At 64.0% G+C, this 15,326-nt stretch carries 14 protein-coding genes; 7 read left to right on the top strand and 7 right to left on the bottom strand.

The genetic code is table 11. The features are described from left to right. From ACX4ZE_RS09850 to ACX4ZE_RS09835, 4 genes are all read right to left on the bottom strand, one after another. Positions 1-767: ESX secretion-associated protein EspG (locus ACX4ZE_RS09850; RefSeq protein WP_480273021.1), on the bottom strand; the 767-nt coding region annotated here is incomplete at its 3' end. Next, positions 764-2,194 (bottom strand): WXG100 family type VII secretion target, encoded by a 1,431-nt coding sequence (locus ACX4ZE_RS09845; RefSeq protein ID WP_480273020.1) that lies wholly within the window; start codon positions 2,192-2,194, stop codon positions 764-766. The genes ACX4ZE_RS09850 and ACX4ZE_RS09845, both read right to left, overlap by 4 nt. After that, entirely contained in the window at positions 2,194-2,595 is a 402-nt protein-coding gene (locus ACX4ZE_RS09840) for a hypothetical protein (RefSeq protein ID WP_480273019.1), read from the bottom strand. Before ACX4ZE_RS09840 ends, ACX4ZE_RS09845 begins: the two co-directional genes overlap by 1 nt. 41 nt (positions 2,596-2,636) lie before the next feature. Next, positions 2,637-3,203 carry a DUF3558 domain-containing protein gene (locus ACX4ZE_RS09835; RefSeq protein WP_480273018.1) on the bottom strand — a complete coding sequence of 189 codons (567 nt, stop codon included), beginning with the start codon at positions 3,201-3,203 and terminating at the stop codon, positions 2,637-2,639. Between the two features lie 397 nt (positions 3,204-3,600). Between ACX4ZE_RS09835 and ACX4ZE_RS09830 the strand changes: the two genes are divergently transcribed. Then, positions 3,601-5,340, top strand: coding sequence for a glycoside hydrolase domain-containing protein (locus ACX4ZE_RS09830; RefSeq protein WP_480273017.1), 1,740 nt, complete (start codon positions 3,601-3,603; stop codon positions 5,338-5,340). 67 nt (positions 5,341-5,407) lie between these two features. Here the strand turns inward: ACX4ZE_RS09830 and ACX4ZE_RS09825 are convergent, their stop codons facing one another. Both ACX4ZE_RS09825 and ACX4ZE_RS09820 read right to left on the bottom strand, forming a co-directional pair. Then, the gene (locus tag ACX4ZE_RS09825) at positions 5,408-5,833 is read right to left on the bottom strand and encodes an HIT family protein (protein WP_480273016.1); all 426 of its coding nucleotides are present in this window, start codon (positions 5,831-5,833) and stop codon (positions 5,408-5,410) included. Positions 5,834-6,047: 214 nt separating this feature from the next. Then, positions 6,048-6,425 carry a PH domain-containing protein gene (locus ACX4ZE_RS09820; protein WP_480273040.1) on the bottom strand — a complete coding sequence of 126 codons (378 nt, stop codon included), beginning with the start codon at positions 6,423-6,425 and terminating at the stop codon, positions 6,048-6,050. 136 nt (positions 6,426-6,561) lie between these two features. Here ACX4ZE_RS09820 and purD point away from each other — a divergent pair, with 136 nt between their 5' ends. Further along, positions 6,562-7,833 carry a phosphoribosylamine--glycine ligase gene (gene purD / locus ACX4ZE_RS09815; RefSeq protein ID WP_480273015.1) on the top strand — a complete coding sequence of 424 codons (1,272 nt, stop codon included), beginning with the start codon at positions 6,562-6,564 and terminating at the stop codon, positions 7,831-7,833. Positions 7,834-7,899: 66 nt separating this feature from the next. Here the strand turns inward: purD and ACX4ZE_RS09810 are convergent, their stop codons facing one another. Beyond that, positions 7,900-8,847: a M23 family metallopeptidase gene (locus tag ACX4ZE_RS09810; RefSeq protein ID WP_480273014.1), complete on the bottom strand. Its 948-nt coding sequence runs from the start codon at positions 8,845-8,847 to the stop codon at positions 7,900-7,902. Between the two features lie 53 nt (positions 8,848-8,900). Here ACX4ZE_RS09810 and ACX4ZE_RS09805 point away from each other — a divergent pair, with 53 nt between their 5' ends. From ACX4ZE_RS09805 to ACX4ZE_RS09785, 5 genes are all read left to right on the top strand, one after another. Next, a complete protein-coding gene (locus ACX4ZE_RS09805) occupies positions 8,901-10,088 on the top strand; it encodes a pyridoxal phosphate-dependent aminotransferase (RefSeq protein WP_480273013.1) in 1,188 nt (395 codons plus the stop codon). A gap of 107 nt (positions 10,089-10,195) precedes the next feature. Continuing rightward, complete coding sequence (locus ACX4ZE_RS09800) at positions 10,196-10,843, top strand: TetR/AcrR family transcriptional regulator (protein ID WP_480273039.1); 648 nt, start codon at positions 10,196-10,198, stop codon at positions 10,841-10,843. Between the two features lie 143 nt (positions 10,844-10,986). Beyond that, positions 10,987-12,408: an adenylosuccinate lyase gene (gene purB, locus ACX4ZE_RS09795; protein ID WP_480273012.1), complete on the top strand. Its 1,422-nt coding sequence runs from the start codon at positions 10,987-10,989 to the stop codon at positions 12,406-12,408. 164 nt (positions 12,409-12,572) lie between these two features. Then, entirely contained in the window at positions 12,573-12,995 is a 423-nt protein-coding gene (locus ACX4ZE_RS09790) for an HIT family protein (protein ID WP_480273011.1), read from the top strand. Between the two features lie 88 nt (positions 12,996-13,083). Next, positions 13,084-15,261: a S9 family peptidase gene (locus tag ACX4ZE_RS09785; protein ID WP_480273010.1), complete on the top strand. Its 2,178-nt coding sequence runs from the start codon at positions 13,084-13,086 to the stop codon at positions 15,259-15,261. Positions 15,262-15,326 lie beyond the last annotated feature (65 nt).

The raw sequence follows: 15,326 nt of genomic DNA, 5'->3' as shown, positions 1-15,326 counted from the left end.
CAGGAGAATCCTTGTGGTCGAACACAGGCGGCAATGTTTTCCGACAATCGGCGCATCAGCGTTTCAGCGTCGCCGGGAATGACAGTGAAGTTCTCGGCATCGTGGTTCGTCAACAAGTACCGGCCGTCGGGGTAGTCGAGCCAGAAGAACCCGTGACCGTTGTCGGCAGGGCGCGAATCCAGTTGATAGCCCGGGTAGGTTGTGATCTCACCGCTCCCGGCGCGGCGGCGATGGAAGAACCGCTGCGCCTGCTCGATCGGGGACAACCGGGTGGGGTGGCGGGTGTGGACCGGGGCGGTCAGATCGTTGCGGCGGCCGTCGAAGCGGGGTGTGCTTCCGGGTTTCGACCGGGGAAGCGCGGCGATGATATCGGCGGCAACGGTGGTGGCGGGATGGGTGGTCAACACGATGTCGCCGCCGTGTTCCGCAGTAGGTCCGGGCTCCTGGACCGCCAGTACGGCGGACGGTCCGCTGATGCCGGCGAAGACGCGGACCTCCTGCCGCTGCTGCCCGTGGGTGCCCGCGATCTCCACCCGCGCCTGCGGCTCCAGCAGCACGCCGAATACGGCATGCAGGATCTCGTCATACCCCGCTTGTAGGCGCCGAGTGGCCTCTCCTCGGGAGCGGAGGTCGTCGTCGAGGTGGTCGACGCGCTCGCGCCGGTAGCTCAGCGGAAATGGTGCGCGGTCGCGGCCGTTGGCCTCCAGGGCGATCCGGAAGGCAGTGATGCCGAAACGGTACCGCTTCCCAGTAGGTAGGCGGGTCATCCACCGATCACCCCACCCGGTGGAAGAACCCTCGGCAACTGGCCGATCAGCTCGTTTTCCCGCTCCTGAATCAGGTAGTCGGGTGTCTTGTGCTCGGTCTCGTCATCCTTACCGCCGCCCCGTCCTGGCACGCCGCCCATCATGCCGGGCATGCCGCTCATCGTGCCGGGAATCCCCCGCATGCCGGTCCCGGTTCCACGAGCCACGGAGACGGCCGGGCTTCCGGTACCAGGACCAGTAGGTGAACCTCCGCGGAGACCAGGGCCGCCGCGGCCCGCCCCAGCAGCACTGCCACCTGAACCGACGCCGGGCACTCCGGAACCGAGCCCACCCAGCTCGGGCGCACTGGAACCGCGCCAGCCCAGCCCGGGCGCACCAGAACTGGCACCACCTGAACCCGGCACGCCGGAACCAGGGCCGGCAGAGGTTCCGATCCCGGACATGGCAGCGCTCTGGGGTGTGGTCTGCGGAGTTCCAACCGCAGCGGTGGACGCCGGGTCGGTGTACTGCTCGCCCGTACCCCGCGGGTTATCCACCCCGTTCGGAGCTTCGGCGGCCGGGATGCTGCGGGGAACTTCGATAGCCGCGGGGCCGGGGCCGCCGCCGGTGCTGCCCGGCCCGGTAGCCGGACCGGGACCGGTTCGTCCGGTCGGGTCCTGCCCTGGGTCGCCGAGCCCGATCGTGTTTTTCGCGACGGGAAGGATCGGCGTTTGGGAATCGACTGCCATCGTGCCTGGCTGGTAGGTGCTGGTCATGACCTGCTGTGCGGCGGCTTCGGCTTCGTTGGCGCGATGCTTAGCGAACTTGAACACCCCATTACCAGGGACGTGGCCGACGAATTCATCGAAACCGCTGAGTTTTTCCGGCTCCGGGACCGACATTTTGGCCTGGGCCAGGTAGCCTTCCATCAGGTCGATACCGTTGGCGACCATCTGGAACGAAGTCGGCAGCTGTTTCGCCTGAGTGGCATACTCACGGATCCCGTCGACTGCGGCGTCGGCGGCCCGACCGGACCACATCTCACCGATGACCCGCTGGATCGTGTTGTCGTACTCAGCGATGGAGTCATCGATCTCGGTGGTCAGACGTCGCCAGGCATCGGCGCCGGCATTGATATCGGCCGCGGATACTCCTGGATCACTGCCGGAGCCGTTCAGAGCGTCATAGATATCCTGGTGAGACCAAGTTTCGAAGGCCTCGGGTCGCACTACCTCGGGTGCCGGCTCTCCGTCGAAATCGGTGCTGAGTCGCTGGTACTCGTCGTTGATGACGGTGCGGTCCGGCGTCCACTTGTTCGACGCGGCATCGCCCAGCCTGCCTCGCTCCGCGGCGGCATGGTAGGCGGCGCTGTTCCCGCCGATCGCGTTCGACACGTACGTGCCGACGATCGGGATCGCGATCACCGCGTCCTGGAATGAGAATTCCATCAGATGTCCTGTCCGGTAGCTCGCAGGGCGGCGGCGCGCTGCTGGTCGATCAGCTCCGCCTTCCCGATCGCGGCTGCGAAGGTGTCATGCTGCAGCCACGCGATGTCGATATGTTCTTGAATCCGGTTGGCGGCGGAATCTTTCGGATCGTGAGCGCCACCGGAAACTGCTTTGGCCTCGAACTTCTCGCGAAGCGCCACTGCAGAGGGCAAGGTCCCCCAACCTCGCAGGAACTCGAGGTCTCTGGTGTACTCCTTTGCGAGTGTGAGTCTTTCGGCGTATTTCTCGGCTGCCGCGCGGAGTGCTTCGCCTAGTTCGGGTTCCATGCGGAACTCGCCGGCGACGGCTTGTCGGGCCAGCGTGGTCCAGTATCCGTGCTGGTCTGTGGTCTTCTCGGCCATGTCGACCCCCTCCTTGTGGTTGCCGGACTCGCACTGTTCGGTCAGCGAGGCAGGTGGGGTTCGAGTTCGGCGGCGTGCTGTGCGGCGATCTGGCAGGTGTCGCCGTCTTTGGATTTGTACTCACTCAGCCATCCGGCGCGGACTACGAACATGCCCTGCTCGGCCGCGAACGAGACATAGCAGCTCTCGGGGTCGTTTCTTTCCTTGGACACATGCCCCTGGCGGCCGTTCACGGTCGTCTCACGAAGAAGTATCGCGCTCTCCTTATTGCGACCTTCTTGCAAGGTGTGGCTGGTCGAGAACACGCTGACGCGGTAGTTCATCGGCCCGTACCTGTTGTCGATCGGACCCCAGTTGCAGACGCGGAAGCTGGAGACGCCTTTGGGTGGATCGGAGATCACCATCTTGGTGGTCGGGTCCAGTCCGGCGTCGAGTAATGTCCGGTCGCTGAGTCCTGGGTCTCGGCAGACGTTGAACACGATGATCTCGTCGATGTTCCGTCTGGTCGGCTCGGCCGAACCTTCGATCGTGGAGCCGTTGCATCCGGTCGCGCCGGCTGTCACTGCGATTGCGCAGGCGATCGCCCGCACTGTCTGAGCGCCTCGCACAGCTCTCCCTTTACCGTCGAATCCGGGTATCCCCCGTTACCTGATAGGACGCACCCCGCCTCGGATCGGTTCCACATCGATCCACGAGACACCTACGTCACGGTACCCGACCACGGAGTGACCGGACGGGGCAGTTTCCACTCGGCCTACGGGCCTCGACCACCGGCGTCTCGCCTCGTTTCGCACGCTCCGCACGCGACCCTTTCACACCGGTGGTCTTGTAGATCACGCGTACACACCGGATAAGCTACAAACCGGACATGGTGGTACCCCATCGGCTTCGGCAGGCCGAATCTAGCGGTATCGGGTTCCGAATTGCTGAAAGCTGTTGAGATGCTTGATCTCAAAGCGTTAGTACCGGCTGGGGCCCGGACTTGTACGACTATCGGGGTGCGCGATGACTGAGTTGATCGATTTCTCTGCCGCACTGATCGATCCGCAAGCGATCAAGGACGCCGGATACGCCGGTGTCATCGGCTACTTCAGCGATTCCAGGCCAGGTGCGAATTTCGGTGCGAAGCCGCTGACCCGAGAATATTGTGCGCGACTACGAGCCATCGGGCTCGAGATTGTATCCAATTACCAATACGGTAAGGGGGATACGTCGGACTGGCGGGGCGGTTACGATGCGGGTGTACATCATGCGCGGATCGCGCTCGCCTACCATTTCGCGGCAGGCGGTCCGGGCTTCCGGCCGCTGTACGCCGCAATTGACGCGAATCCTTCGCTTTATGAATGGAATTCGCTGATCGCGCCATTTCTCCGCGGTTGGGCTTCGGTAGTCGGGCTGGAGTGGACCGGTATGTACGGTAATGCGCGCTGCATCGATTGGGCGCTGGAAGACGGTGTCGCCACGTGGTTCTGGCAACACAACTGGTCCGGCGATCCCGCGATCAACGGCGATCATCCAGCCGCGCACATTCATCAGATCCGCATCGATCGTGATCGGGTCGGTGGCGTCGTGGTGGATGTCAACAAGGTGCTTGCCGAAGACTACGGCCAGTGGTCCAAAGCAGTATCGCCGGGCCAGGGGCCGGGGGGCACCGCACCCAAGCCGGACTTTATCGAACTGGAACAGATGGGCTACTCGGCTTCCAGCCGTCACGGGGCACGCATTGTGAATTTCCTGCTGCACACCCAGGAAGGAAATGGAACCGCGGAGAGTCTTGCGAACTACCTCAACAATCCGAGAAACGGCGTGAGCTACCACTACACGCTGCGCGATCGCATAGTCGTCGATGTCGTCGACACCGATCTGGCGAGCTGGTCGGTGCTGGACGCGAATCCGTACACGATCAACCTCTGCTTCGCGGGTAGCCGTGCAGCTTGGAGTCGTGCCGACTGGCTGCGCATCCGCGACGACATCCGGATCGCGGCCTGGCTGGCGGTACAGGATGCACGTAAATACGGTTTCGACACCTACGTCATCGCACCTCCTTACGAGCTGCGCGAGGGGATCACCGACCACAAATATGTGACCGAGCGCCTCGGTATCGGTACGCATACCGATGTCGGACCGAACTTTCCCTGGGATGTTTTCGCCGAGGACGTGCGTAGTTTCGCCGTTGCTGGACCTGTCGATCCGCTGCCGAACGCGATCGATGAGCACGCTGCCGCGACCGAGTGGCTGGGTAGACGGATCACCGAGGACGAAATCGCGACGCCCGATGGTGTAGGCAGGTTCGCCCAATTCGAACACGGCTACATCTATTGGCATCCCGACACCGGAGCCCACGCTATCCCCGAAACATTGTGGGGGAAATTCATGGAGATGCGCTGGGAGACAGGTCCACTCGGTTACCCGGTCACCGACCGGACCACTCTGAACGGGCCGGATGGCTTGCCGTGGGGTGAGGTACAAGGTTTTCAGGGCGGCGCACTGTATCGACGGTTATCGAATGAGACCGCCTTCTGGGTGCATGGCGCGATCCGTGACCGCTGGAACCGCTCTGGTTATGAGAACGGCCCGCTAGGCTGGCCGGTGAGTGACGAAATCCCATGGGATGGCAGCACATACCAGGATTTCGAGCATGGCAGGATCTACTGGACCCCTGGCCAGACTTTGGGGACGATCACGGTGGGCGGGATGGATATCCCGTTGCGTGAAGACGGAGCCGATGGAGGGGCGGGAGGATGATAGAGACAGGCTACAGTCCGGCCGTATCTCGCGGCCGGACCGCTTTCCGCGTCTGCCGGAACCGCGTTCAGTCGGGAACGTTGGCTCCGTAACCGAGATCGCGCAGCGCCTGTTTGATCCTGTTCTGGGCTTCGTCCAAGGATTCGGGGCTCGGATTCGGATCGGCGCCGGAGATGTCGAAGTCGCCCAGTGTGAAGGCGGGGAAGACGTGGACGTGCAGATGCGGCACTTCCAGGCCCGCGATCAGCAGCCCTGCGCGAGGTGCGTCCCATGCGGCGCGCACGGCCTGGCCGATCTTCTGGGCGAGGCCGGTGAGCCGGGCGAAGGTATTGGTGTCGATGTCTTGCCACTGGTCGATTTCCTTACGGGGCACTACGAGGGTGTGGCCCGCAGTGACCGGGGCGATAGTGAGGAAGCCGACGAACTCGTCGTCCTCCCAGACGAATCGGCCAGGGAGCTGACCGGCGATGATCGCGCTGAAGACAGAAGCCATACACCGCAGACTAGACCGGCGCGCACCCCGGTGGTCGGGCACCGGCCACGCCATCTGTCGAGCCACCGCCGCTCTCATACACCCGCGCGCCTGGGTCCGGGGCAGACCTTCGCCAGAACCCCGGACTTTACGCCGCCGCTTTGTCTACAACCTTTACGGGACGAAGCACCAGCCGCACAGACCGGAATCTCCCGCGTTCACGCGGGAGGGGACGTCAAACCGCGACGAAGTGTGACAGAATGCCCTGCACCTCGTAGATGTCCACCTGCCGGTTGAATCGTTTCTGCAGAGGTTCGGCCGCGCCCGAGATCCAGATGGCCAATTCGGCGTCCAGATCGAAAGTGCCCGCCGTCTCCACCGAGAAATGAGTGATCGCGCGGTAAGGAACGCTGTGATAGCTCACCTTGCGCCCGGTGACGCCCTGCTTGTCGATCAAGATCAGGCGGCGGTTCGTGAACAGCATAACGTCTCGGACCAGCAGATACGCGGCATAGACTTGTTCGCCGTCGCCCAGGAGCCTGGCATACTCCTGTTGCGCCTGGCCCGGATCGATCCGGCCGGCATTACCCATCAATCCGTCGATCAGCCCCATTGTCAGCACATCCTTCAGCTGCTCCGGTGTGGTCGATGCGGGCAGTGTGGCCCACATCCGTTGTCACTGTTCATCATCCCTGCCAAGCGACCCGGCCGCGGCGAAGACAGCACCCGGCTCGTTTAGGCTGTCCGTCGTGCGTGTACTCGTCGTCGGTTCCGGAGCCCGTGAACATGCCCTTGTCCTGGCCCTGCGTCGGGACCCCTCGGTGAGTGCGCTCTTCGCCGCGCCTGGCAACGCCGGGATTGCCCAGCACGCACAGGTCTGCCCGGTCGATCCGTGTTCGGTCGAGGAGGTGGTCGCCCTGGCCACCGACATCGGTGCCGACCTTGTGGTGATCGGTCCTGAGGTGCCATTGGTGCTCGGCGTCGCCGATGCGGTGCGTGCGGCGGGAATCGCTTGCTTCGGTCCATCGGCTGCGGCTGCTCGGATCGAGGGTTCCAAGGCATTCGCCAAGGACGTGATGGCAGCGGCAGGTGTGCGCACCGCGCATAGCGAGGTTGTGGACAGCCCGGCCGAACTCGACGATGCGCTCGACCGTTTCGGGCCCACCTGGGTGGTGAAGGACGACGGATTGGCCGCGGGTAAGGGCGTCGTAGTGACCGAAGACCGCTCCACCGCGCGTAAGCACGGTGCGGAGCTGTTGGAGCAGGGACACCCGGTGCTGTTGGAAACTTTCCTGGATGGACCGGAAGTATCGCTGTTCTGCCTGGTCGACGGTGAGACGGTGGTTCCGCTGCTGCCTGCGCAGGACCACAAGCGCGTCGGCGACGGTGACACCGGACCGAATACGGGTGGCATGGGTGCCTACACGCCGTTACCCTGGCTGCCCGATGAGATCGTTACCGCGATCGTCGAGGATGTGGTGAAACCTGTTGCCGGCGAATTGGTGCGCCGCGGCAGCGGTTTCTCCGGCCTGCTCTATGCCGGTCTGGCGATCGGTACGGCTGGTCCCGCGGTGGTCGAATTCAATTGCCGATTCGGAGATCCCGAAACGCAAGCGGTGCTCGCATTGTTGGATAGTCCGCTCGGTGAGCTGCTCAACGCTACCGCGACCGGCGAACTCGCTCAGGTCGCCCCGCCGCGCTGGCGGGATGGCGCTGCGATTACCGTGGTGCTGGCTGCGGAGAACTATCCGGGTCGTCCGCGTATCGGCGATGTCATCTCAGGCGCGGGTGAGGCGGCGTTCGACGACACCGCCATGGTCTTGCACGCCGGAACCGCGGTACGTGAAGACGGCGCTCTGCTCTCCGCGGGTGGGCGGGTGCTCAGTGTGGTCGGTGTCGGGGCTGATCTGGCCGAGGCGCGTGCGCGCGCCTATGACCGTATCGCCACGATCAAGTTGCCGGGCAGCCACTACCGCACGGACATCGGTATTGCCGCTGTCGAGAACCACATCGCGGTCTGAGCACGCGGCGCTATCGCCGAGTATTCGTGTGGCTAGCGTCTCCGGCGTGGTCACCAGGAGGCGGGTTCAGCCGAAGTCCAGTCCACGCAGCGCCAGCCACCGCACCGGGTCTACGTGCCGTCCGCCGACAATCACCTCGAAATGCAGATGAGAGCCGGTCGAGTCACCGCGGTTGCCCATGCGGGCGATCTGCATGCCCGCGGGCACCCGTTCACCGACTGAGACGAAGAAGTCGTACATATGCCCGTAGACGGTGATACTGCCGTCGTCGTGGCGGATCCGTACCCATAGTCCGAAGCCTTGGGCGGGACCTGCGTCGATCACCGTACCTGTGGCGACCGCGTAGATCGGGGTGCCGAGTGGCCCCGCGATATCGATACCGTTGTGGAATGCGCCCCAACGGGAACCGTATCCAGAGGTGAAGACGCCACGGGTGGGCAGAACAAAGCCGGCGATGCCGGGCAGGATCGCTCCGGGCAGCACCGGCGCGCCCCTGGTCATCCATGGCTGACGCTTGCCCGCGACCGCGGCGGCGGCCTCGGCCTTGGCGCGTTCGAGAGTTGCGCGCGCGGCGGCCGCGACTACCGCCTGCTCGCGCCGCCGCTCACCGTTGGCGATCGCGTCCAGAAGCCGGCGCACCGTTGGCGGCGTGCTCTGGATCTGTGGTGGATAGGCGAAAGTGACGCGTTGGGCGTGGTCCGGTGCTGGAGTACGTTCGGTGAGTATCCCGGCAAACGAGGCGTCGCCCGAGGTCAACACCGCTGTCGCGGCGAGCCAGGCCAGTAGTGCCCGGTGTGTGCGTGCCAGTGCGCGTATATGCGCCCTGCTGGGGTGGCGCTGCCATATCACTCGAGGCTCCGGTATGCGTTCCCACCAGGTGCGCATATCTCCTTTCCGCCCCGCTGCCCGCGCAGGGTTGTTCGAACCGGGAGCACGCTGGTCCAGTGGAATGCTTCCGATACCCTCCGCCTCGTGCCCGTGGTCGAGCTCGTCGCACTGAACTTTTTCAAGCATCGGGCCGACCGTAATCGTGACTGTGCGGGAGCGAGTGCTCTACCGTCTGTCGAGTGCCAAGAGAATCTCGCCGGTCGGCCATTCCACCTTTCTACGTGATGGATGTGTGGAAAGCTGCCGCAGAACGCGCAAGAACCCATGGTGATGTGCTCGTCCTGGCCGCGGGGCAGCCCGCTACGCCTGCGCCCACGCCGGTGCTGCACGCGACCGGGTTGGCTATCGAGTCCGAATTACTCGGCTATACCGAGACTTTCGGTATTCTAGCGATTCGTGAAGCGATCGCCGAACACCATCGCGAGAGCTATGGATACCAGGTGGGTCCGGATGATGTGGTGGTGACGACCGGCTCCTCGGGTGCGTTCTCATTGTTGTTTCTCGCTGCTTTCGACCCGGGTGACACCGTCGTGGTCGCGCGCCCCGGCTATCCGGCCTATCGCAACACTCTTACCGCGCTCGGTTGTCGTGTGCTGGAGTTGGACTGCGGCGCCAGGACCAGATTTCAGCCGAATGTCGCCATGCTGGAGGCATTGCCGGAGCCACCGGCGGGTTTGATCGTAGCCAGTCCCGCCAACCCTACCGGCACCGTGATCCCGCCTGGTGAACTCGCGGCACTGGCCCGTTGGTGCGAGGAGCATGGCACGCTGCTGATCTCCGACGAGATCTACCACGGCATCACCTACGACAACTCCCATGCCGACAGCACGACCTCGTCGGCCTGGGAGACTTCGCGGGAATCGGTGGTGATCGGCTCGGTCTCCAAGTACTTCTCCATGACCGGCTGGCGACTGGGCTGGATGCTGGTGCCCGCTCAGCTGCGGCCCGCGTTGCAGCGGCTCGCCTCGAATCTGACTGTTTGTCCTCCAGCCATTTCGCAGTACGCCGCGCGGCACGCGTTCAGTGCGGCGGCCAAGGAGGAGCTCGACGGGCATGTACGCCGGTACGCGGTGAACCGGCGGTTATTGCTCGACGGGTTGCCGAGGCTGGGCATTGCCGATCTCGCTCCGGCTGATGGCGCCTTCTACGTATATGCCGATATCGGCCATCTCACCGAAGATTCCCGCGGCTGGTGCACCGATGTGCTCGAGCACACCGGGGTCGCACTCGCGCCAGGGGTCGATTTCGACACCGTCAACGGACATCGCACGGTCCGCTTCTCGTTCGCGGGAGCGACAACGGATATCAAGGAGGCATTACTGCGTCTAGGGCACTACCTCGATGTCCGATCACATGCCGGGCAATGACTTTTCGCACTCCAGTACTGCGATGGTGTGGACGCGGCACCATAAAGGTGGCTGATTTCCTGCTGATTTCCCCTGTGAGAATCGAGAATGACTGGCACGATGGCACCGTGATCACCGCGACGACCCCGAAAGGCGAACGGCGTCGCCAGGCTCTATTGTCCGCCGCCGCCGAGTTGCTGCTCGAAGGTGGATTCGACGCGGTGCGGCATCGTTCGGTCGCCACGCGCGCTGATCTGCCTTTGGCATCGACCACTTACTATTTCCAATCCTTGGACGATCTGATTGCCCGGACTGTCGAGTTCAGCGGTAACGCTGAGCTGGACGCCATGCGTAGACGGGTCGGTGAGGTGAGCCACCGCCGCCGTGGTGCGGAGGCCACCGTCGATCTGGTGCTCGACTTGCTGGTGGGGTCCGACAGTGCGGACGAAGTAGCCCACAGGCAGCTGATCGCCCGTTACGAGCGCTCGATCGCCTCGGCGCGACACCCGGAGCTACGGGAGGTCCAGCTACGGTTACGCGCCAAACTGGATGAGCTATTGGCCGACGTACTGCGTCGATCCGACCGGATGGTGCGTCAGGAGCAGCTGCGCAGGCTGATCGCGGTGGTAGACGGTGCTGTTGTCGCGGCCCTCAGTGAGCTGGACCCCGAACCCCGGCGGATGGCCCGCGGCGCCCTCCTGGAAGTAATCGACATCATCGCGCCCCCCCTGGCGCGCACGCTGGGCCCGGAGGTGGTAGCTCGCGTGGCCACGTAGGGCCTCGTGCGCGCCGTATCGGGCACTGCGCGCACGCTGGGCCCGGAGGTGGTAGCTCGCGTGGCCACGTAGGGCCTCGTGCGCGCCGTATCGGGCAGCGCACCCAGCGGATCATTCGTTTCTTGGCATTAGACTCACCAGACGTGAGCTTTGTCCCCAATATCCTCGCCACCCGCTACGCCGGCCCCGGATTGGTACACCTGTGGTCACCCGAGCACAAGATCGTGCTGGAGCGGCGGCTATGGCTCGAGGTGTTGCGGGCGCAGGTAGAGCTGGGTATCGATGTGCAAGAGGGGGTCATCGCGGATTACGAGCGGGTACTCGACGAAGTCGATCTCGCCTCGATCGCCGACCGCGAACGCGTCACCCGGCACGACGTGAAGGCACGTATCGAAGAGTTCAATGCCCTGGCCGGGCATGAGCACGTGCATAAGGGCATGACCAGCCGTGATCTCACCGAGAATGTGGAGCAGTTGCAAATCCGGCTATCGCTGCAACACGTGCACGCGCACGGTGTCGCGATCGCTGCGCGTCTGGCTGAGCGTGCCGCCGAGTATCAGGCATCGGTGATGGCCGGTCGCTCGCACAATGTCGCCGCGCAGGCCACCACGCTGGGCAAACGTTTCGCCTCCGCTGCCGATGAGATGCTGATCGCACTGGCCAGAGTGCGTGAACTGATCGACCGTTATCCGTTGCGCGGCATCAAGGGTCCTATGGGCACCGCACAGGACATGCTCGATCTGCTCGGCGGCGATCCGGTCAAGCTCGCTCGGTTGGAGCAGCAGGTGGCCGCGCATCTCGGTTTCGCGACCGTGCTGACCAGTGTCGGTCAGGTCTACCCGCGTTCGCTGGACCATGATGTGCTTTCCGCGCTCGTGCAAGTGGGCGCTGGACCGTCCTCGCTGGCGCACACTGTCCGGTTGATGGCTGGGCACGAGCTGGTTACCGAGGGTTTCCAGCCCGGCCAAGTGGGCAGCTCGGCGATGCCGCACAAGATGAACACTCGCTCATGCGAACGGGTCAACGGACTGCAAGTGGTGTTGCGTGGTTATGCCTCGATGGCTGCCGAGCTGGCGGGCGCGCAGTGGAACGAGGGCGACGTGTTCTGTTCGGTGGTCCGCCGGGTCGCGCTGCCGGACGCGTTCTTCGCCGTCGACGGGATGATGGAAACGTTCCTTACCGTTCTGGCCGAATTCGGCGCGTACCCGGCCGTCATCGACCGCGAATTGGATCGTTATCTGCCTTTCCTCGCTACCACTCGCATCCTCATGGCAGCTGTTCGCGCGGGTGTCGGACGCGAAACCGCGCATGAGGTGATCAAGGAGCACGCCGTCGCAGTCGCTTTGGCTATGCGGGAACAGGGCCGGGAACCCGACCTGCTGGATCGGCTTGCCGCTGATGAGCGTCTGCCACTCGATCGTGCCGCGCTCGATGCGGCGTTGGCGGATAGATCTGTCTTCGTCGGTGCCGCCGAGGCACAGGTCGCCGAAGTTATCGGACGGGTGCAGAAACTGGTCGATCGCTACCCGGACGCGGCCCGCTACCAGCCCGCTCCGATCCTTTGATACCGGAGCGCCATGTAATGGTAGGGAACTGACGGTTCGGTCGGGTGCCGGGTGGCATGAGGCCCTGTGTCGATTGCCCGGAGTGACGGCACCGGTGTCTCAGGGTTTCCTGTGACGGGAATCGAGTAGGCACCCGCGGTGTATGAGCGCATAGGCTGCGTGCCGTGAATCCGTACACGATTTTCGCCGACATCATCGCGGGGCGGGCGCCATCGAGCAAGGTCTTCGAAGACGACGATGTGGTCGCGTTCATGGACATCCGGCCGATGACGCCGGGGCATCTTCTGGTGGTGCCGAGGGTACCCGCGCGTAGCCTCGCTGAACTCGATCCAGTGATCGGAGGGAAGCTGTTCCAGGTGGGACAGCGGTTGGCCGCCGCGCTCCGATCCAGTGAAGTGGAGTGTGACGGGGTCAATTTCTTTCTGGCCGACGGGGTGACGGCTGGGCAAGAGGTCTTCCACGTGCACCTGCATGTGATCCCACGCACCCAGGGCGATGGGTTCGGCTTGCGGGGGCGTCCGACCCACCCGCAGCGTGCTGATCTGGACTATCTCGCTGCCTCGATTCGGGGTGCGCTCGCGGATTGAGCCGATCAACCTGGGATGGCGGGTTCGGCGCTCGGCGACATCATCCGACCTACGGGTGGCGCGACAGCGGAACAGTAGGGTAGACGCCATGGCTCTCGACAGCGGAACGATCTCTGAACCCCACAGTGGCGCTCCCGCCGTGGCGGCGCCGATCGCCAAGCGGGTGCCCGCCGAGCGGGTGCACCATGGCGACGTGTTCGTCGACGACTACGAGTGGCTACGAGATAAGGAGAACTCCGACGTCCTCGCCTACTTGGAGGCGGAGAACGCCTATGCCGAGGCACGGACTGCGCATTTGGGTGCGTTGCGCGAGAAGATCTTCGGCGAGATCAAGGCGCGTACCCAAGAGACCGATCTGTCGGTACCCACCAGAATGGGTGGGTACTGGTACTACTCGCGCAGTTACGAGGGTAAGCAATACGGCGTGCACTGCCGATGCCCGATCGCGGCCGACACCGAAGGCATCGATGCGTGGACGCCGCCGATATTGGACGCGCAGACCGAGGTCGCGGGTGAAGAAGTATTGCTCGACAGTAACGAGCTGGCCGAGGGTCAGGAATTCTTCGCGCTCGGTGCGTTCTCGATCAGCCATGACGGCAATCTGCTGGCCTATTCGGTGGACGTCGTGGGTGATGAGCGTTACGTGTTACGGTTCAAAGACCTGCGCAGCGGGGAGCTGTTGGGCGACGAGGTCGTGGGCACCGCACCTGGCGCCACGTGGTCGCTGGACGGTAGCCATGTCTTCTATCAGACTGTCGACGAGTCGTGGCGCCCGGATACGGTGTGGCGGCACCGGCTCGGCAGCACCGATCCCGACACGGCAGTGTTCCATGAGCCGGACGAGCGCTATTGGGTGAGCATCGGCGCGAGCCGCTCGGAGAAGTATCTGATGATTTGGCTCGGCTCGAAGATCACCAGTGAGGGTTGGGTCCTGGAATCCGACAATCCCGAAGGTGAATTCCGCGTACTGTTGCCGCGTCGCGAGGGTGTCGAGTACTCCGCCGAACACGCGGTGATCGATGGCACGGACCGGTTTCTGATCTTGCACAACGATGTGGTGGACGGGGTCAAGGCGGAGAACTTCGTACTCGCCGAGGCGCCGGTCGACAACCCGTCGAACCTGACGACGTTGATCGCCCACCGTGACGATGTGCGGCTAGAGGATATCGACTGCTTCCGTGATCACTTGGTGCTCAGTTATCGGCGCGAGGCGCTCACCCGGATCGCGGTATGGCCGCTGACCGAATCCGGCTACGGCGAGCGCCGCGAACTCGGATTCGACTTGGAACTCTTCGCGGTCGGCGTCGGCGCGAACCCGGAGTGGACGCAGCCGACTCTGCGGATCGGGCTGACCTCGTTCATTACACCAATGCAGGTATTCGACTACGTCCCGGCCACTGGTGAGCTGTTGTTGCGCAAGGAGCAGCCGGTACTCGGTGGCTACGATGCGAACGACTACGAGCAGCACCGGGATTGGGCGGTCGCCGAGGACGGCACCCGAATTCCGATCTCACTGGTGCGGAAGAAAGATGTGAGCGCGGGCGCGCCCGCACCGCTGCTGCTCTACGGTTATGGCTCCTATGAGGCGAGTATCGACCCGTCCTTCTCGGTCGCCCGTCTTTCACTGCTGGATCGCGGCATGGTTTTCGCGGTCGCACACGTTCGCGGCGGCGGTGAGATGGGCAGGCTCTGGTACGAGCACGGCAAGACGCTGCGCAAGAAGAACACCTTCACCGACTTCGTCTCCTGTGCCCGGCACCTCATCGACACCGGAGTCACCGCAGAGGACCGGATGGTGGCAGACGGAGGCAGTGCGGGTGGCCTGCTGGTCGGCGCCGTGGCCAACATGGCGCCGGAGCTCTTCGAGGGCGTCCTGGCCAATGTCCCGTTCGTCGATCCGCTCACCTCGATCCTCGACCCATCCCTCCCACTGACTGTCATCGAGTGGGATGAGTGGGGAAATCCGCTGGCGGACAAGGGGGTCTACGAATACATGAAGTCCTATGCGCCGTACGAGAACGTCGGGGCCAAGGACTACCCTTCGATCCTGGCCATCACCAGCTTGAACGACACCAGAGTGCTCTACGTCGAGCCCGCGAAGTGGATCGCCAAACTGCGTGCCACCGCGACCGGCGATGCGCCGCTGCTGCTCAAGACGGAGATGAGCGCGGGCCACGGCGGAGTAAGCGGGCGCTACGAGAAGTGGCGGGAAGTGGCCTTCGAGTTCGCCTGGGTGCTCGATACAGTCGGTCTCGCCGGGGTGTAGGTCGCTGGTCGGCTGCGGGCGTGCCTAGCGGCCGGGCGGTAGCGCCGCCGCTACCGCCCGGTCCA

This window comes from Nocardia sp. TBRC8007 (assembly GCF_056629435.1).
This window is presented reverse-complemented; position numbering and strand designations above follow the sequence as displayed.